The sequence below is a fragment of the Rufibacter roseolus genome, assembly GCF_017916365.1.
Classification (GTDB): Bacteria; Bacteroidota; Bacteroidia; order Cytophagales; family Hymenobacteraceae; genus Nibribacter; species Nibribacter roseolus.
This window is the reverse complement of record NZ_JAFMSU010000001.1, coordinates 54,946-73,433: the sequence shown is the minus strand read 5'-3', so window position 1 is coordinate 73,433 and position 18,488 is coordinate 54,946. Positions and strand designations below refer to the sequence as shown.

General features: G+C 49.2%; 20 protein-coding genes. 6 read left to right on the top strand and 14 right to left on the bottom strand.

Annotated elements, in window-relative coordinates:
• Nucleotides 1-95: 95 nt before the first annotated feature.
• Nucleotides 96-578 carry a single-stranded DNA-binding protein gene (locus tag J3P35_RS00320; protein ID WP_210461994.1) on the bottom strand — a complete coding sequence of 161 codons (483 nt, stop codon included), beginning with the start codon at nt 576-578 and terminating at the stop codon, nt 96-98.
• 45 nt (nt 579-623) lie between these two features.
• The gene (gene mutY / locus J3P35_RS00315) at nt 624-1,700 is read right to left on the bottom strand and encodes an A/G-specific adenine glycosylase (RefSeq protein ID WP_210461992.1); all 1,077 of its coding nucleotides are present in this window, start codon (nt 1,698-1,700) and stop codon (nt 624-626) included.
• 190 nt (nt 1,701-1,890) lie between these two features.
• Here mutY and J3P35_RS00310 point away from each other — a divergent pair, with 190 nt between their 5' ends.
• The 3 genes from J3P35_RS00310 (at nt 1,891) to J3P35_RS00300 (ending at nt 4,964) form a co-directional block, all read left to right on the top strand.
• Nucleotides 1,891-2,196, top strand: a complete 306-nt coding sequence (locus J3P35_RS00310) for an HU family DNA-binding protein (RefSeq protein ID WP_149090371.1) — start codon at nt 1,891-1,893, stop codon at nt 2,194-2,196.
• A gap of 60 nt (nt 2,197-2,256) precedes the next feature.
• The gene (locus J3P35_RS00305) at nt 2,257-3,141 is read left to right on the top strand and encodes a tetratricopeptide repeat protein (RefSeq protein ID WP_246849882.1); all 885 of its coding nucleotides are present in this window, start codon (nt 2,257-2,259) and stop codon (nt 3,139-3,141) included.
• 218 nt (nt 3,142-3,359) lie between these two features.
• Nucleotides 3,360-4,964, top strand: a complete 1,605-nt coding sequence (locus J3P35_RS00300) for an Rne/Rng family ribonuclease (protein ID WP_210461990.1) — start codon at nt 3,360-3,362, stop codon at nt 4,962-4,964.
• Between the two features lie 118 nt (nt 4,965-5,082).
• Here the strand turns inward: J3P35_RS00300 and J3P35_RS00295 are convergent, their stop codons facing one another.
• The gene (locus tag J3P35_RS00295; protein WP_210461988.1) at nt 5,083-5,775 is read right to left on the bottom strand and encodes a porin family protein; all 693 of its coding nucleotides are present in this window, start codon (nt 5,773-5,775) and stop codon (nt 5,083-5,085) included.
• A 62-nt stretch (nt 5,776-5,837) separates the two neighbouring features.
• Between J3P35_RS00295 and gldB the strand changes: the two genes are divergently transcribed.
• Nucleotides 5,838-6,833 (top strand): gliding motility lipoprotein GldB, encoded by a 996-nt coding sequence (gldB, locus tag J3P35_RS00290; RefSeq protein ID WP_246849880.1) that lies wholly within the window; start codon nt 5,838-5,840, stop codon nt 6,831-6,833.
• Nucleotides 6,834-6,896: 63 nt separating this feature from the next.
• A complete protein-coding gene (locus J3P35_RS00285) occupies nt 6,897-8,096 on the top strand; it encodes a glycosyltransferase family 4 protein (RefSeq protein ID WP_210461986.1) in 1,200 nt (399 codons plus the stop codon).
• A gap of 63 nt (nt 8,097-8,159) precedes the next feature.
• On the opposite strand, the gene J3P35_RS00280 is transcribed toward J3P35_RS00285, so the two are convergent.
• The 10 genes from J3P35_RS00280 to J3P35_RS00235 all read right to left on the bottom strand — a co-directional run bounded on the left by J3P35_RS00280 (nt 8,160) and on the right by J3P35_RS00235 (nt 16,604).
• Nucleotides 8,160-9,671, bottom strand: a complete 1,512-nt coding sequence (locus J3P35_RS00280) for a serine hydrolase (protein ID WP_210461984.1) — start codon at nt 9,669-9,671, stop codon at nt 8,160-8,162.
• A 225-nt stretch (nt 9,672-9,896) separates the two neighbouring features.
• Nucleotides 9,897-10,274 carry a nuclear transport factor 2 family protein gene (locus J3P35_RS00275; protein WP_210461982.1) on the bottom strand — a complete coding sequence of 126 codons (378 nt, stop codon included), beginning with the start codon at nt 10,272-10,274 and terminating at the stop codon, nt 9,897-9,899.
• A gap of 101 nt (nt 10,275-10,375) precedes the next feature.
• Nucleotides 10,376-10,924 carry an STM3941 family protein gene (locus J3P35_RS00270; protein WP_210461980.1) on the bottom strand — a complete coding sequence of 183 codons (549 nt, stop codon included), beginning with the start codon at nt 10,922-10,924 and terminating at the stop codon, nt 10,376-10,378.
• Between the two features lie 183 nt (nt 10,925-11,107).
• Entirely contained in the window at nt 11,108-11,785 is a 678-nt protein-coding gene (gene nth / locus J3P35_RS00265) for an endonuclease III (protein ID WP_210461978.1), read from the bottom strand.
• 296 nt (nt 11,786-12,081) lie between these two features.
• Nucleotides 12,082-12,654: a heme NO-binding domain-containing protein gene (locus tag J3P35_RS00260; protein ID WP_210461976.1), complete on the bottom strand. Its 573-nt coding sequence runs from the start codon at nt 12,652-12,654 to the stop codon at nt 12,082-12,084.
• 311 nt (nt 12,655-12,965) lie between these two features.
• Nucleotides 12,966-13,475, bottom strand: a complete 510-nt coding sequence (locus J3P35_RS00255; RefSeq protein WP_210461974.1) for a GAF domain-containing protein — start codon at nt 13,473-13,475, stop codon at nt 12,966-12,968.
• Between the two features lie 330 nt (nt 13,476-13,805).
• A complete protein-coding gene (locus tag J3P35_RS00250; protein ID WP_210461972.1) occupies nt 13,806-14,036 on the bottom strand; it encodes a hypothetical protein in 231 nt (76 codons plus the stop codon).
• A complete protein-coding gene (locus J3P35_RS00245; RefSeq protein WP_062543751.1) occupies nt 14,011-14,610 on the bottom strand; it encodes an RNA polymerase sigma factor in 600 nt (199 codons plus the stop codon). The genes J3P35_RS00250 and J3P35_RS00245 overlap by 26 nt, the downstream gene beginning before the upstream one ends.
• Nucleotides 14,611-15,058: 448 nt before the next feature.
• Complete coding sequence (locus tag J3P35_RS00240) at nt 15,059-15,946, bottom strand: YitT family protein (protein ID WP_246849878.1); 888 nt, start codon at nt 15,944-15,946, stop codon at nt 15,059-15,061.
• A gap of 25 nt (nt 15,947-15,971) precedes the next feature.
• Nucleotides 15,972-16,604: a DUF6799 domain-containing protein gene (locus J3P35_RS00235; protein WP_210461970.1), complete on the bottom strand. Its 633-nt coding sequence runs from the start codon at nt 16,602-16,604 to the stop codon at nt 15,972-15,974.
• Nucleotides 16,605-16,778: 174 nt separating this feature from the next.
• Here J3P35_RS00235 and J3P35_RS00230 point away from each other — a divergent pair, with 174 nt between their 5' ends.
• Nucleotides 16,779-17,174 (top strand): YidH family protein, encoded by a 396-nt coding sequence (locus J3P35_RS00230; RefSeq protein WP_210461968.1) that lies wholly within the window; start codon nt 16,779-16,781, stop codon nt 17,172-17,174.
• Nucleotides 17,175-17,504: 330 nt separating this feature from the next.
• Here J3P35_RS00230 and J3P35_RS00225 read toward each other — a convergent pair whose 3' ends face one another.
• Complete coding sequence (locus tag J3P35_RS00225) at nt 17,505-17,876, bottom strand: group III truncated hemoglobin (protein ID WP_210461965.1); 372 nt, start codon at nt 17,874-17,876, stop codon at nt 17,505-17,507.
• Between the last annotated feature and the right edge of the window lie 612 nt (nt 17,877-18,488).

Genomic DNA, 18,488 nt, shown 5'->3' with positions numbered 1-18,488 from the left:
AGCTGGAAGGGATAAAGTTAAGAGAGAGCCCCAACTGGAGGGCTCTCCTAATGGAGGTATACTTTCCAAAAGTCAATGTTTGGTTCAACAATAGGTTAGAAAGGCAGATCGTCTGGCTCCTCGTCATAGGCCACAGACTTAGAACTTCCACCTTTGCTTTGGCCGGCGTTGCCGCTGGTATTGCTTACGCTGGCAGAGGCGGCGTCGTTGCCGTAGCTTCCGCCGTTTTGGGCTGCCCCGCCTTCAGAACGGCCACCCAGCATGGTCATGTTATCGGCCACAATCTCAGTGCTGTAGCGCTGCACGCCATCCTTGTCCTGGTAGCTGTTGGTTCTGATTCTTCCTTCAATATAGACAGACTGGCCTTTCTTCAGGTATTTCTCTGCCACCTCTGCCAGGCCGCGCCATACCACAATGTTATGCCACTCGGTGCGCTCCTGTCTATCGCCGTTCTTGTCTTTGAACGTTTCAGAAGTAGCCAGCGGGAAACGGGCTACCGCCACGCCGCCTTCTAAGTGACGCACTTCCGGATCTTTGCCAAGGTTGCCAATTAAGATAACTTTATTAATGCTAGCCATAGATTGAAATCTGGTGGTTTAATTTTGATTTAGCTTATAAAAATACTAAAAAAAATGCTCATTTAAAAATGAATGAATCAAAATAGGCTTAGGAAGTTCTTCTATTTTATCAATAGTATATAGCTGGATTCCTATAGATTCTTCTGTTTCTTCCCTTAAACGGAAAGGAAGCGAAATCAGATAAAACTGCGCGGATATTTTCTGGTGGGTGAGGATGTGTTTGTACACTTTGCCGGTACTGGTGAGGGCAACGGTTGGAATATTCAACGCCGCAGAAACCTCTTCTTGTAAACGTTTTGGGTTAGGGTGCAGCGTGTCTGTCTCTACGGTGAAGAAATCATAGAGCCCTTGCCAAATGTCGTTTCCGGGGCGTTTTCTCAAATACAGCCTGTTTTCGTGCTGCAGAACCAGATAGTGCAAAAAACGGTGGCGGCTGCTTTTGGCTTTCTCTTTCACGGGCAGCACATTCACCAAGCCGTTCTGGAATGCGAAGCACTCCTGCTGCAAAGGGCAGAAAAGGCAATCTGGGTTCACCGGGGTGCACTGGATGGCCCCGAACTCCATGATGGCCTGGTTGTAGGTATCCGGGTGATCCACGGGGATCTGGTGGTTGGCTATTTCCTCAAAGACTTTCTTGCTGGAGGGTGCGGCAATGTTTTCGTGGCGGCCAAACACGCGGGCCAGCACCCGGTACACGTTCCCGTCCAGCACCGCCACCGGTTCACGGTAGGCAAAGGAGGCAATAGCCGCTGCCGTATAAGAACCCACACCCTTTAACTGCAACAGGTTGTGATAGTTATCCGGAAACTGACCACCGAATTCCGCCACCACCTGCTTGGCTGTGTGGTGCAGGTTCCGGGCCCGGGAGTAGTAACCTAAACCTTGCCAGAGACGCAATACTTCATCCTCGGGGGCGTTTGCTAAGTCATGCACCGTGGGGAAACGCTCCATGAATTTAAGGTAGTACGGAAGGCCCTGCCGTACCCGGGTCTGCTGCAGAATTATCTCCGAGAGCCAGATGGCGTAAGGGTCTGTGGTCTCCCGCCAGGGCAAAGAGCGCTGGTGGCGGTGGTACCATTCTATAAGGGTATTGCTAAAGAAGGTGGGGGTGCTGGTGGCCATGAAAAGGCTTTAACATATTGGTTTGCTGTTCTTACGCCGTGCATAAGAGAAGCAGATTTTTACATAAATTGTTTTACTTTCCGAAAAGGCCGACTACCTTTGTGCCCCGATTTCAGGGTGCTGTAGCGATACAGTAAACGTTTGTACAAACATATTCATCTTTACTCAATTACTTTAAAAGATTAAACAAGTGACTAAAGCAGAAGTTATATCAGAAATTGCGGATAAGACAGGGATTGAGAAGTCTGATGTTGCAGCCACAGTAGAAGCGTTCTTCAAAGTGGTGAAGGACTCCATGGCCGATGGTAATAACATTTACGTGCGTGGCTTTGGGAGCTTTGTAAACAAGAAGCGCGCTAAGAAGGTTGCCCGCAATATCTCCAAGAACACGTCCATCATCATTGACGAGCACTTTATCCCTTCCTTCAAGCCGTCTAAAACCTTTGTTGCTAAGATCAAAAACAGCAAAAAAATCAAAGAACCAGTAGTTTCTTAGTTTTTTGTACCTTTGCAGCCTTAACTATTTGCTTCATAATAATTTCCGGATAACGAGAATATGTCAAAAGGTCGGATAGCCCTCATTCTTTCTGCCGTGGTGCTGGCCGTATTGATGGCGTTGTTACCGAAAGTGATTATCAATAAAGATAAGAAAGGCGAATTTGCCGCTAACGGAGCCCCTGCCTCGGCTGGCGAGTCTTCCCATGACCCTAATCATGAGGGCCACGAAGACCACGCCGCAGAAGCAGCAGCTCCCGCCGCAGCGCACGTGGAGGCTACCCCCGCCCAGTTGAAGGAGATCGCAGAACTGCGCACCAAGTTCAGCCGGGAGAGCAATTCACAAGCCAAAGGCAAACTGGCCGATGAGCTGGCGCAGAAATACGCCGCCATTGCCAAACATGACAGCGCTGGCTACTACTATGAGCAGGTAGCGTTGGTGAGACCAGGCGAGAAAAGCTTCCAGAAGGCGGCTGATCAGTACTTTGAGGCATTCACCTTTGCCGCCACGCAGGAACGCTCCCAGGAGCTGGGCGGCAAGGCGCAGGGGCTGTATGAGCAGGTGCTGAAAAACAACCCTTCTAACCTGGATGCCAAGAACAACCTGGCCATGACCTATATCTCCAGCAGTACACCCATGCGGGGCATTACCCTCCTGCGTGAAGTGATTGCCGCTGACCCTAAGAACGAGAAAGCCCTGTTCAACCTTGGCGTGCTGTCTATCCAGTCTAACCAGTATGAGAAGGCGGTAGACCGGTTCAATGAACTACTGGCGGTAAATCCTAACCACGTAGAGGGCACCTTTTACCTAGGCGTGGCGTTGTCTGAGACAGGTAAAAAGGCAGATGCCCAAAAAGCTTTCCTTAAGGTGAAGCAGATCAGCAAAGACCCTGAGGTGCAGGCCTCGGTAGAAAGTTACCTGCAGCGCCTGAACGGCGCACAGTAAAAGAGAGTTAAAATATTTTTCACACATAAAAAATCAACACTATGCCTTGCGGTAAGAAAAGAAAAAGACATAAGATCTCTACTCACAAAAGAAAGAAGCGTCTTCGTAAGAATAGACATAAGAAAAAATAAGGCCCGGCCTTTGATTCTGAGAGCCCACATTACCCTTTAAGGTAATGATGGGCTTTGGTATATTCTTCCACCTAAGCATCTAATACATTGAGTAACGAATTAATTATTAATTCTACTCAAGATGGAGAACGAATAGCCCTTCTTCAGGATAAGCGATTAGTAGAGTATCACTTCGACCGGAATGATACGAACTACTCAGTGGGAGACATTTTCCTGGGAACCGTGAAAAAGGTGATGCCTGGTCTGAACGCCGCGTTCATTGACATTGGGTACACCAAAGACGCGTTCCTGCACTACCATGATTTAGGAGAGAATATCAAGACTCTCAATAAATTCGTGAAGATGGTGCAGACCCAGAAGAACACGCCCGCCAAGCTTAATTCTGTAAAGTTTGAGCCCGAAATAGACAAGCTGGGTAAGATGGCCGATGTCCTTAAAAAAGGGCAGCAGATCTTAGTACAGATTGTAAAAGAGCCAATATCTACCAAGGGGCCCCGGCTCTCTTGTGAGATTTCCCTGGCTGGCCGCTACCTGGTGCTTGTGCCCTTCTCTAACACGGTAAGCGTGTCAAAGAAGATTGTAAGCAAAGAAGAGCGTACGCGTCTAAAGCGCCTCATCACTTCCATTAAACCGGAAAACTTTGGGGTCATCATCCGTACCGTGGCCGAGGGCCGCGAGGTGGCGGAGTTAGACAAAGACCTCCGCACCATGCTGGCTACCTGGGAAGAAGGCATTGCCAAGTTGCGCACCGCCAAGGAACGCGACAAGGTAATTGGGGAGCTAGGACGCTCCTCCTCCATGTTGAGAGACATATTGAATGAAAGTTTTGACAGCATTGTGGTGGATGACGCCAAACTGCACGACGAGATCAGAACTTACATTGAATCCATAGCCCCGGATAAGCTGAAGATCCTGAAGCATTACTCGGGTAAGGTGAAAACCTTTGAACACTTTAACATTGAAAAGCAGCTGAAATCCCTTTTCGGGAAGACGGTGAGCATCCCCGGCGGGGGGTACCTGGTAATAGAACATACTGAGGCCCTGCACGTGGTAGATGTGAACAGCGGAAACAAATCCAACTCCGAGACGGACCAGGAAGCGACCGCCCTCAATGTGAATCTTACTGCGGCAAAAGAGGTTGCGCGTCAGTTGCGCCTCCGGGACCTGGGCGGAATCATTGTAGTGGACTTCATAGACATGAAGTCAGCCGAGAACCGGCAACGCGTGCAGGATGTAGTGAAGGAGGAAATGAAGAAAGACCGGTCTAAGTACACGGTGCTGCCCATTTCCAAGTTCGGCCTCATGCAGATCACCCGCCAGCGCGTAAGGCCTGAGCAGAACATTGTAACCGGCGAGGTATGCCCTACCTGCGGAGGCAGCGGCAAGATATCCGCCAGTATTCTGGTAACCGACGAGATAGATCAGACCATTGAAGATCTATTGACCCGCCAGAATCAAAAGAACATTACGCTGTACGTGCATCCGTTCTTGCACGCGTACTACACCAAAGGCATCCTCTCCAAACAGCGGAGATGGTTCCTGAAGCACTTCAAGCGGGTGAACGTGATGAAAGATACGGCGCTCGCCCTCACAGATTTCAAGGTGATGGATGAACACGGCGACGAAATTGAGCTGAAATCGGCTTACACTGAAGTAAATGGGTTACAAGACCGCGCGATAGAGACAGAGTAAAACGTTTCCATCGCCTGCGATATAAAAGAAAAGCCCCCGTTGTGAAACGGGGGCTTTTTCGTTGCATAAGGTTGATCTGTTCTGGGCCTGTTTCTGGAGAAAGAGGCCCAGAATGGAATTAGAACTTGATCCCGAAATCAAGGGCGAAAGAGCTGTTCTTGAGTTCTACCTTGTTGTCGCTGAAAGTACCGGCATAGTAGTCATCATCCACATCGGTAAGGCCGCGGTGGTAAGACAAGCCCCCGAACAGCTTGGTACTTTCGCCCAGTTGCCACTCGGCCCCGGCACCCAGCACGGCGCCAATCTCAAAGGTGTTGAAACGCTTGGTGTATTTGTCGCCTTCAGTGTCCACTTTCTTGTCATTTACCTTGGCGGCCAGCATGGTGTTCAGAGATGTGCCCGCCTGGAAATACAGACGCGTATCGGTGGCTACCTCGTTGGTGAAGAGCTTCAAAGAAACCGGAATCTCCAGGTATTGGAGGTTGATATCGTCTGAACCAGTGATGCGGGTTTCAGCGGTGCCATTCATTTGGCGGTAATCATACGATACTTCGCCTCCTTTTACGTTGTAGAGCAGGCCGGTGCTGAACGCGTAGTTCGCCCCGAAGAAATAGTCGGCGATCACGCCCATGCCAAACCCTACGCCGGCGCCTTCATTCTTAAAGTTGTACTGGTCTTTGGCAATGGTGCGGGTGGAGGTAACAGATGGGGCTACTTTCACGCCTATTTCTATCTGTGCAGACGCTTCCTGCGAGAGAAATAAAAGAGCGGCCAGAACCAAAACCAGGGGAGTAAAACGAATCATCTTCATAGGGTAAGAGGGTATTAAAAATTAGTACGTTAAATTTGCTTAAAGATAAAGGAAGAAAAAGGATGCGAGGCTATTTATTGCTGCTGTTTACTGTTGTGTTGTTTTTTGGTTGTTCAAAGAAAGAAACGTGCGAGATTCCGGATGAAGTATCCCGTGTTCCGGTAGACATAAAGATTGACCGACTGGAGGAACGCTTTTTCAAGATAAAAACTGTGCCAGAGATGCAGGCCTACCTCAAAGAGGAGCCGCTCCTGAGAGACAGGTTCCTGCTGCGCGACCGCTACCCCTCAGAAGAACTCATGGCCCAGAACCTGCTCCGCCTGGCCACCGATACCAGCATCCATAAACTTTACCAGCAGAGTAATGCCACCTTTGGCGACCTGAAGGCTGTGGAGCAAGGGCTGGAGAATGGGTTCAAGCACGTGAAATACTATTACCCCTCTTTCCACCTGCCCAAGGTGCAGTCCTTTATCTCGGGCCTCAGCCGTGACTTACTCGTGAGCGATAGCTTGGTGGTGCTGGGCCTGGACTTCTTCATCGGGAAGAAAGCCTCTTTTCGGCCGCAGGCGCCGGAGTACATCCTCAATCGCTACGAGAAAGAGAACTTGGTGCCCTCTGTCATGCTGCTGGTCTCCAACAAATTCAACAAGACTGATTTTGTGAACAAGGAGATGCTGGACGAGATGATAGATTATGGCAAATCTTACTATTTTACCCAGAAAGTGCTGCCCTGCACGCCAGACTCGCTCATTATCTGGTACACCGGCCAGGAACTGGCCGACGTGAACTACAACGAAGGCAAAATCTGGGCGCATCTGGTAGAGAAAGGTTTGCTGTATGAGACCAGCCAATTCACCATTAGGAAGTACATTGGCGAGCGCCCTAACGTACCTGAGATCAGTGAACGTTGCCCGGGCCGTATTGCCACCTGGGTAGGCTGGCAGATTGTGCGCAAGTACATGGAAAACAACCCAGACGTGACGCTGCAGCAACTCATGGAGGAGAAAGACGCCCGGAAGATTCTGGAGCGATCTAAATACAAGCCGCAGAAAAAATAGACTTTCTGTTTAGGGGCTGTTTTCATAAAAACAGCCCCTAAACTTTACTCCTTGCCCTTTGCCATGCACATTGCGCTGTTTCACCAATACCACCATAACCCAGACTGCCCGGCCACCTGCCGGCATTACACGTTTATGGCTGAACTGGCGAAACAACATCAGATCACCCTCATCACTTCCAATGCCTGGGAGAGCAAACGCCTCACGAAGTTGTATGATTGGGTACCGCCGGGTGTAGAACTGGTGTCCATAGATGTGCCGTATTCTAACAAGATGGGCGTGGTGCAGCGCGTGAAGGCTTTCAGTTCCTTCGCTACGCATGCCTTTGTGAAAGGGCTGCGCATGCCCAAACCCGATGTCATCTGGGGTGTCTCCACGCCTTTGACTACCGCCTGGGCGGCAGCACAGGTATCCCGGTTCAGGAAGGTGCCCTGGGTGTTTGAGGTGCAGGATCTCTGGCCTTCTTTCCCCATCCAGATGGGCGCAGTACCATCTACCCTTGCGCAGCGCCAGTTGTATCGCATGGAAGCCTCCTTGTACCGGCAGGCCGCCCACATCATTCCGCTGTCTTCTGATATGGAGCGGTACATCCTGGACAAAGGCATCTCTCCCCAGAAAGTGACCACGTTGGTCAATGGGACGGAAATTCCGGCGCCAATTTCTTTGACAGAACAGCAGGCTTTGCGGGAGCGTCTAGGGTTGCAGGGGAAAAGGGTGGTTTTGTATGCTGGTACCTACGGCCGGGCCAATGATATTCCTATGCTGGTGAACGCCTCCAAGCTGCTGCAACATCAGCCGGATATCTGCTTTGTTTTCACCGGGCAGGGTTTTGATGCTCCTTTGCTGGAAACGGCCGCTAAACAGCAAACCAACATCAAGCTGTTGCCGCCCCTGCCCCGCCACGAAATTTTCCGGCTGTTTTCTATCGCGGATGTATCGGTGGTGTCTTTTATCCACTTGCCAGTGCTAGAAGCCAACTCTCCGGGAAAACTGTTCGATAGCCTGGCGGCAGGTACCCCTGTCATCGTTACTAATCCCGGCTGGACCAAGAAACTGGTAGAAACGCAGGGTTGTGGCTGGTACGTCCCGGCCGGCGATGCGCAGGCTTCGGCTCATTCCCTGGAGCAGAAGTTATCCCAACCTGAAGCTATGGCCACCATGCGCGAGAATGCAGCCCTTGTGGCCCGTGAGCAGTTTGATCGCCTCAAAATGATACCTATGTTAGAAAGGATCTTTGAGCAGGTGGTGCAGCAGAAAAAGTAATCCTGTGATTCTGCCAAAAGCAGCGTTCCACGTGGGAGAGCCAGGTTTCCTTTTGCCGGATGCTTATTCTTTCATGGCGATGTCAATGATCTTCTGGCCATTATCCCCCAGGAAGGTTTTTACCATTTTCTCGTAAGACCGGTACCCGTCATCCACGTTGGTCATGATAATCATGCCTTTTTTAGACTTGGGTAGAATAAAGAACAGAGCAGCGGTACCGTGGTCTGAGCCGCTGTGCGATAAGGCGTATTCTTCGTTCCCCAGGTCATACACTTCCATGCCCAATCCAAAGAAGATGTTATCCTTGGTTTTTACCTGATGCGACACCATCTCATTGAACGTCTCTTTGGAAAGCCCGCCGCCATTCATCACTGAGATCAGAAATTTGCTGTAGTCTTCCACCGTGGTTAAAAGGTCATCGGCGGCGTTGGCGCTGGTGTTCTTATAGGTGTCATGCAGGCCGCCTTTGGTGTTGTGCCACAGCGCGAACCTTGATTCATCCACGCCTTTGTCCCAGACGTATTTGGTGTCCTTCATGTTCAAGGGCTTGAAGATGAGCGAATCGGCAAGCTGGTCCAGGGTTTTGTGGAATTTCTTTTCCAGAGCCCGCCGCAGGTATTCCATGCCTTCGCCTGAATACTGGTACTTGGTGCCCGGGTCAAACTGGAAAGCCAGCTTTTTGGATTCGTTCATCCAGCGCCAGTTGGGGAAACCCGTCTGGTGGGTTAAAACGTGGCGGGTGGTGAGCTTTTTGCTTCTGGGGTCATGGGCAATGTCGGGGTCGGTCCAATAGGTAGCCAGAGGCTCATCCAGTTTCCACTTGCCGGCATTCACCAGTTTCATGGTCACCATGGCGGTAATAGGTTTAGCCAGCGATGCCACATTGAAGATGGTGTTGTAAGGAGCAGGGGCCCCTTTCTTCAGTTCGCCAAAGACTTTGATCTGCTGGAGCTTTCCGTCATTGATAACCCCGATGGCCATGGCCGGAAACTTGTTGTCTTTGAGCCAGGTCTCTATTTCGGCGTCATTGGCAAATGCAGCGGCGCCAAAGGTAACACCGGTAGCATTCGCGTGGTCATAGCTCAGGCTACGGATAAGTTTCCAGGCGCCGTTTTCCAGTTGCCATACGTGCGTGAACCGGGCGGTGCTGGCGAAGGTCTCTTCTTTTCCGGCCTCTTTTTCATAGAAGCGGTGTCTTCCCATCTGGATGGCCCCATACAGCACATGGTTGTCTTTGTAAAGAGGGAACACCTCAGTACTGCCCGGTATCAACTCCCTGCGCGACTGGTAGGTAGAAGGCGATTTGCATAAGCCATTCTTAAAACCCGAGATAAATGCCTCCTTAGAGGGTGTGATGCCACCCTTGTCATGGTAGAACTCAAAATTGTTGCTGACCACGCTTTCAAACTGGGCAATGTTACAGGTGTTGAACCCCACATTGAAGAGGAGGCTGTCCTGCGCCATAATTGCTTTGTACAGCTTTGAGTTGGGCGCTTCCTGCGCCTGGCCTATGAAGGGCGCAGAAAGAAAACCGAGGAGCAGGACCAGTATCCTGTGTTTAGTGGAAGGAGTCATCAGTGTAGTTCTTTATTGAGGAAGGGATTCACAACCAAAGTACTACAAGAAGAGACAGTCAAGATGACGTTTACCCTCTGTGCAAAGAGTAAATTAATTTCCGGTATGTTTTAGGTATGTTTTTGAAGATTAGTGCCTAAAACAGGCAACAGGTAAAACCAAGGAAATCCTGCGGCAAGGCTATTTTGCCCTATCGTTATTGAAAATTGTTCTGGAGACTACTTCTTAACTGATGTCCGTCAGCTTAATGATCTTATCTCCTGAGAAAGTGAAGATTGATTTGCCTTGGAGATTCAGTTCCTCTCCTTTTTTCAAGCCATTGGGCAAGTCTGTCGCCAAGGTGGCGCTGTAAGCAATCTCGATCTCGGTTTGGTTTCCTTGATGATTGAAGGAGGTGATGGTCTGCCTCCTGGAAGAAAAATAGTTTTTAGCTTGCTCGGCCTGCTCTTTGAAGGCCTGTAAGCCAGTCAGGGACAGGTTAGTTTCGCCATTAGAGATGTTTTCAAATACAATGGTCTCATCAAAGTCGTGTACCATTCTGTCCACATCAAACTGATTATAGCTGTCTATGTAGTTCCGGATTATTTCTTCTCTATTGGTCATACTTTAATATCACTCGAAGGAAGTTGCGGTATATTCTCTCAGTTTAGTTAATGGTCAGCCAATTGTTTGTAATTGATAGAAAGTAACACCTAAAGCAGGTGCTATACAGGTTGATGGGCCCCAGAGCCATATTCTTCTAAATAGCTATTCAATTTTCCGGTCAGTTCTTCATGACTGATGTCGAGCCCGGCGGCCGCGGTATTAAAGGGCGAGCCATAGTTCTTCAGGTTGAGCTGCATCAATTTCCGGCGGAAGAAACTTGTTTCTTTCTCAATCCAGAAGTTGGGCTCTGTCACCATAATGACTAAAAATTTCTGGCTTTGGATTCTTACCTCGTCAAAGCCGAGGATGTCTTTCCATTCCAGCAGAAGAGGAGCAGGTTTATTGGCGTAAAACCCCAGGCCCTTAGGGTCAAGTGTTAAGGCCAGCTTTGTTTTGATCACTCTTTTGACTGCCACCAGGGCGCAGCACCCAAAGAACAAAACCGAGGCTATTCCCACTCCCTGCGTGATGAGCGGATTTCGTGCGGGCCAGCCGGTGAGGTGCTCTGCATCCAGGAACAGCCATATCCCTAAAACCACGAACACCAAGGCGCCAAGTAGCATAAATACTGACTTCTTCTTACTGGTGTAGATTTCTATCTTATCCATTTTCTCTTAATGGTTTTTACCTAATGGCCAGACCCGGCATTGGGAGCTTACCCGTTGAAAGGAACAGATTAACCCAATGCCCCAATAATATCTTTAATATACTATGTCTTGCGATAGGAAAGAAAGGGCAAATGGTTTTAGGTACATTTTTAGCAAAACAGCCCCAAAACAAAAGCGGCCTGGTTAGCCGAGCTTGTTCTGCGGGTCATCAGGTTTGTTGGGCCAGTTCTTTTGGTAATAGGCGCAGAAATGAGTGAGGGGGCAGCGTTCGCACTGCGGGGTACGGGCCAGGCAGATGTAGCGGCCGTGCAAAATAAGCCAGTGGTGGGCTTTGGGTACCAGGTCTACCGGAATGTGCTTCAACAGCTCTTTCTCTACCTCCAGCGGGGTTTTGGCTTTGGAACTTACCAACCCCAACCGTTTGGAAACCCTGAACACGTGCGTATCCACCGCCATGGCGGGCATGTTGAAAATCACGGAGGCAATGACATTGGCAGTTTTGCGCCCTACGCCTGGAAGTAGCTGTAGCTCCTCAATAGAAGAAGGTACCTCACCCCCGAAACGCTCCGTCAGCATTTTGCCCAATCCGGCCAGGTGCTTTGCTTTGTTGTTGGGGTAAGAGATGCTCTTGATGTAAGGGAAAATGTCATCTGAGGTTGCGGTAGCCAGGATGTCTGGCGAGGGAAAAGCCTCAAACAAAGCCGGGGTGACCAGGTTCACGCGCTTATCGGTGCACTGGGCGCTTAATACCACAGCTACCAGCAGCTCATACGGATTGCGGTAATCCAGTTCGGTCTCCGCTTCGGGGAAGTTCTGGGTGAAATAAGATATTAAATGGCGGTACCGCTCTGGTTTGCGCATCGGGGTAGAAGGTTTAGAATACAAACTTAGGCAAAAGGAGGCTCTTTGCCAGAACATACTGGCTTTCCAGAAAAGGTACTCTTTGTAAAAATTAGAGCCTAAATCTGAAAGAAGATGTGGCTTTGCCGAAGAGGAAAAGTTTTTTGATTCGCACAAAACGCAACGGCCAGGAAGGTCAAACCTATCGGCCCTAAAAATTGAAGCCTTGATTACTTTGCATAACCAAGGCTTCAATATTTAGAACTATTCATCACGTTCAGGTGCGGACAGGTTAAACCAAACTAAAAGGGATGGGCTCACTTTTTAAAGTCAACCAGAATCTGCACCCTTTCTGCGTAAGGATCACTCATGCGGGTAACCGTTACCATATCTGACTCGCCGTAGTACTTGGCAATGCCTTTGATGATACCTACGGCCACCCCACACATGCGCCGCTTGGAATAATAATCAATAACCAGGCGGTTTTCTCCCTGCTGCGTCACCAGAAGCTTTGGGGGAGAAGTTCTGCTGTCTTCTTTTTTGACTGCTCCGTGCATAGACTTCTCAGTATTGAGCAGCATCTCATAGGTGCGCCACTCAGGCTTGATGTATTTCTTGTAGACAAGCAGCAGGTCGGGCACTAAGAACTCTCCGTATTGCTCCATCAGTTCATAGGCCGGAATGCCCGTGTCTTCAGAGGCCTGGTGTACGATGGCGAAAAGCTCATCTGTGGGGTACATTCCCTGCATCTGGTAGGAAGCGTGCTCCACGCCCACTTTCTCCAGCAGCCGCACCCAGGTGCTGTAATCGTAGGTGCCTTCCACAAAACGCTTCAGCAGCACGAAGATGGAGCCGTGCATCATGTCTTGGAGACCCGTTTCAGTTGTCATTTGTCAGTATTTTTGTCAAGAATATATACGGATTGGCGACTGAAGGTTTCTTGGTTACCAATTGTGGGTAACCAGGGTATCACTTCATTGCTTCAACAACGTAAGCTGCTGAGATACTGTGATATGGTATTTTGCCCCACATTGGGGTAAGTTGTAAGAAGTTTCTTTTGAAAGCAAGTCAAAGGCAAAGAATTGGCTAGAAAAGGTTCTCAGCGGGTTAACAAAGACATGAGCCATTCTTCTGGCCACCTGCCTGCTCTGGAAAGTGGTAGAGAATGGCTTCATTCATTCAGAATTCAATGGCTTTGTTTTTAGGTAGTGCCCCGCTCTATGTTCTCCATTACTACGGAGGCTAGGCTCTCCAGCACCCGCTGGTCGGCCTCTGAGAATCCTCTTGGTTCCTTGTCTACAATGCAGAGCGCGCCAATATTAAAGCCATCGTTGGTTCTTAGAGGGGCTGCGGCGTAGAAGCGTAGCCCAAACTCGCCCGTCACCATAGGATTGGCCAGAAGGCAGGGTTCTCCCAGTGCGTTCTCAAAAACAGTGGCCCCATCTTTGAGTACGGCAAGTGAGCAAAGGCTGGTGCCCCTGGGTACCGGAGGGGTGACTTCCATTCCCGCGCTGGCTTTGGTGTACACAAACTCACTGTCTACCAGGTTTACCAGGGCAATGGGTACAGAAAACATATGGGCGGCCATGCTGGCGATGTGCTTGAAAGTGCCTTCCTCACGGTGGGTGTTCAGAATGTACAGGCTCCGCAATTTGTCCAGTCTCTCTTCTTCATTCTCTGGTATAATCGGCAAGCCGAACGTGTTCTTCATTGGTTTGGTATGGAGTGGATAAGGCATTCTCAGGGTCTTGTCTTTTACCCTTCGGTTGCCGAAGTTGGTCTTAAATAACCTTCAAAGATAATGCTTAAAACCACTTGCGCTCAATAATCTAACCGTTCGGGTTAACATTGTTTTCTCCTTTACATTCCAAATGCAATATATTCAATTGCAAGGCGCAAGAATCAGCTGAATGATTAAGCGTAGCCGTGATAATATTGGCCAGTATCTATAAAAATGCTCTTTTTTTAAAAACAGGCTTAAAACAAGAAGCCCTGACTATTGGTAGTAGCCAGGGCTTCTTGTTTTACTTAATCTTGATTTTTACGGATGCAGGCTTACAGTTTTGGAGTAACTGATGATAGCGTCGGTGACCCGCTCGCTTGGTACGGTGAGCGCTTCCTCCAAGCTAAGCTGGGTGAGGAGCAGATCAGCACAGGCTTCGGCTAGTACCTGGTCCACCATTAAGGCTTCTTCCAGGGCCAGACGTTGCTTTTTAGGCAGTTCGTTATAAAGGTACTGTACTAGATCATGATGAGTAAAGGTTTTGGTCATAGGCTGTTTTATCATTGGACATTTTTTTCCGCAGGTTAATTAATGCGTATCTCATTCTGCCCAAAGCCGTGTTAATGCTTACACCGGTAGCCTCTGCAATCTCCTGGAAACTCATGTCAGCGTAGTGGCGCATGATCAGCACCTCTTTCTGCGCAGCCGGCAACTGTTGAATCAGTTCCCGCAAACGGGCATGCGTTTCCTCTTTGATCCGGATGGATTCCACTGATTCTTCAGAGAAGCTCAAAGTGTTGAACACATTGCTGCCGTCTTCCAAAGTAATCATTGGGCTCCGTTTCTCCCGACGGAAGTAATCAATAGCCAAGTTATGGGCGATACGGCAGATCCAGGATGAAAATTTGCCCTCTTCGTTGTAACGACCGCTCTTCATGGTATGGATAGCCTTCACAAAAGTCTCCTGTAGCAGGTCTTCGGCTGTGTAGGTATCTTTTACTATAAGCAGAATAGTGGTGTAAACCTTGCTCTTGTGGCGGTTAACCAATTCCTCAAAGGCGCTCTCGTTACCAGCGATATACGACGTTACTAACGCCGAATCATTTAGCTGTACTGTATTCATCTAAATCTACAAATAAGGTAACGTAGAGGTTTATGCCATATTGTGAGGTTAGGTTATTAAGATTGGTTTTATGTGATTACCAAATATAGAAAATAGGGCATTGAAATGCAACGCCGAAAAATATTCTGAAAAACTTTTTTTTCGTTTTAGAGCCCTTTTCCATAAACCCGCTTTAAAACAGTTAAACGCAGAAAATGGAACCGCCTCAAATATCACACCAGTAAAAGGCAGCAGGCGCCCATTCTGGCGGTTTTTAAGGCCTCAAACCACCAAAAAATACTAGGGTTTGACGCTATAAAACTCCTGAAAAGTTTTTTGCCTGCTTTTTGAAAAAGGAAGCACAAAGGCCAGATTCTTCTTCAAAGATCCTGGGCCGAAAAACAAAAGTAACAATCTCAGGTTTCCCGCCCCAATAAAAATGAGATAAATTGACTTTGTCCGGGCTGGGCTAGTGCGACAGCGGTCTTTTCTTGATCATGCCGCCCGAGGTATCATTAATGCTGTGCATGATAATAAAGGCCCCGGCATCTAGTTCATTGATAAGGGTTTTCAGCCTTTGTACCTCCAGGCGGGTCACCACGCAGTAGAGGATGTCAATCTCCTCGCCGGTGAAACCACGCTGACCTTTATAGATGGTCACCGCCCGGCCCAGCTGGGTCAGGATGGCTTGCCGCATGGTATCACTGTGCACCGATACAATGGTGACGCCGGTGTATTCCTCAATCCCGTTGATGATAAAGTCAATGGTTTTGGAGGCGGTGAGATAAGTAAGCACCGAGTACATGGCCGGCTCCGCGCCCAACAGAAAAGCCGCGCCTAGGAAAAGGAAGAGGTTGATGATCAAGATCACGTCGCCAATAGTGAGGCTGGTGCGTTTGCTCAAAAGCAGCGCCATGATCTCGGTGCCATCCAGCACGCAACCACCCCTGATAGACAGGCCAATGCCCGCCCCCAGAAAGAACCCGCCAAACACCGCCGTGAGCAGTTTGTCATGGGTAATGATAGGAAATTCTATGGTAAGCAGAAGAACCGACAAGCCCATTACCGCAAGCAGGCTTTTGAGCGCGAAGGAGCGGGCCACCTGCGTGTAGCCGGCAATCAGGAACGGGGCATTAATAAAGAGAATCAAGAGCGGCAACGGAAGCCCCGAGCTTTTGGACACAAGCATGGAAAGGCCAGTTACCCCACCGTCGATGAAATGGTTGGGAATCAGGAAGCCTTTGAGGCCTACGCCCGCGGAGCAGATCCCAAAACAGATGAGCAGGATATCACGAAACCTTCCCCAGGGGCGCTTGACTTTCAGGGCGGCGAGCTTAGGAGGTAAAGGCGGATTCAAGGAAACGGGAGCTTATAGGTAAGAATTACTTGACTGGGGGAGAAATTGCCTGTAGCTGCTGGTTTACAGAGGTGAGTTGCTTGTTCAGGCCATTGTAGTAAGCTTCAATGCTTTTCCGCTCCTGGGCGGTAAGGTTGGCTTCCAGCAAGGCGTTGCGCTGTTCCTGCAGTTTCACAATCTGCTCCAGAAACTGTATCCTTTTCTCCTGCGCCAGGGTGTAGGTGACCTTCTGCTTTTGGTTTCCCGCCGATACTATCTGGCCGTCTACCGTTAGAATGCGCACCTCGGTATCGCCTACTACTTTCTTCTCGTGTTCTATAATAGTGTTGTGGGTGAAAATGTCATCAGCCACCAATACCACTTTGCCCTGCGGGTTCACAGCGTTCTTTTGTTTGAGCGTGTAGGTTTTACCGCCGGACAGGTTCACCTGGCCAGATGGCGATACCACGGTTCCGTTGCTGTACTGTACGGGTTCCTGTACTTCATAGAGTTTGCCGCCCCGGTGCTGCACCAGTTTCCCCTGTTGCCAGAAGATGGTGTTGTCTTTGATGTTGGACCGCGTGATGAGCGAATCTGAAGTCTGCTGCGCCCAGGCCAGTTGGGAAATGCCGGTAAAAGCCAAAAAGAAGAATAAGCGGTATAGAACGGTTCTTTTCATAGGTGTGTGTTTGAATCAGGTTCTATATACGGGATTTGCTATCTAGATGATGGGGTAGAGGCCTGCCGAAATTCCATTGTTGCAGGTGGGTTAAATAAAAGATGCAGAAAGGTTCTTTGAAAAGTTAAAAATATAGCGCATCTATCTTGAAAATGAGGTCGTATAAACCTGTGTATGGAATATGAATTTAGCATGACGCCGGAGTTTAGGGAGGAGGTAAAGAAGGACCTTAAAGTGAAGGAGAAAGCCAATGCCGAAATCAAGGATACGTTGGCCATTGAGCGTACCTCTTTCGCTAACGAGCGGACGTTCCTGGCTTACCTGAGAACATCGCTTTCACTCATTATTGCGGGAGTTTCCTTGCACCAGTTTTTTAATTCCACGGTTTCCATGTGGATTGCCGCTTTTCTAATTCCGTTAGGGATAGTGATAGGTGGCATAGGATACCGGAAATTTGCGATAAAGCGTGCCCTGATCCAGCACAAACGCGATGCCTACGTTCCGGCAAAACAGATGCTGGCTTTATTGAAAGCCGAAAAATCTGTGCAGATGAATATGGGCCAGCAGTGATTGATGTTGGTATGAAAATTGTACTTAAATGAAATAAGGAAGTGCGGCGATGTACGAAGAAGTGTTGTTGGAATGCAAAATCGCCCACTTTCTTTTTCTTTTCTCTTCCCGAATGGCGGGCCACGTTTTTAGGTAAACGTTACCCATGTCATCTAGCAATATACCCTCTATAAAGCAGCAATGGAAGCCTCTCAAAGGCTTCCATTGCTGCTTTATAGGTATTTCTTTCTTAAGCCAGGGGCATCTCTGTTGTATACATGCGTAGGTGTTTCAGACCTGATTCTGTAAAATCAGACCTCAAACGCTTCAGGGCTTGACCAGCGGAGTAGCCTACAAGCCCATCTTCATCTGGAAGATATTGGCAATGCTGGCAGCCTTCTGTTTTGCTTGTTCAGCCATATCGCCGGCAAACAGTTCTTCCACGGTTTGGGTGAAAAGCGCAATCCAGCGGGTAAAATGCGTGCGGTCAATAGGCAGTGCGAAATGCTTGGGAAAAGGTTGGCCTTTGTACGCCATGGAGCCAAACAGTACTGTGCTCCAGAAAGCATACATCATGGGCAAGTGGTGGTCCCAGTCTACCTTGGCAAACTCGTTGAACACGGGCCCCAGCAATTCATCCTGGTTCACATGGTCATAGAAAGTATCCACCAGTATCCTGATGTCTTCCTCAGTGGTTATATCAGATTTCAATTCTCTGTTCATGTCCTTCGCGGAAGCAGATAGCTCCCATTTTTTAACAAGGCAAGGTTACGCAATAGTGCCCTCCGGCGAAATGCCCGTGGTCATTTTAGGGCCGTTTTTCTGAAAACAGGGGTGAAATGTGGGAAATGATAATAGAAAAGCCATGGCCAGTTGATAGAAACATTCCCCTGCGCTCCTTCTAGGGAAAATCTTCTATTGATAAAAGTGGAGTTAGAGACCGTGAAGCAGCCGGCCAACTGACCCAATAAGTGGTTCTGAGGCTAGTGCCTCACGGCTTTGCGAACTGCCGGTCATAGTAGGTCCAAGTCACAGACTTGAACCATAGCAAATACAGAAGACCTCACAGGTTTTCAAAACCTGTGAGGTCTGAGGCGCTCCTATAATCATATTTCCTTTTCCAGCCTTTCGGTTGAGCGCCTTGTCAGGTTCCGTTGCCGCTAGGCATTGCGACCGAAGGGAGCAAAGGAAGCTGGCGCAGCGCGAGGCCGGAAGGCGGGGCCCCGCGGCCGTGAGCGCACGGAGAGTAGCAATGAAACAATAATGTTTATGCACCTACGCAAGCTGCGGCGCCACGCCAGCAAAAGCGGACTACGAGTGCACCTCCTCCAACAC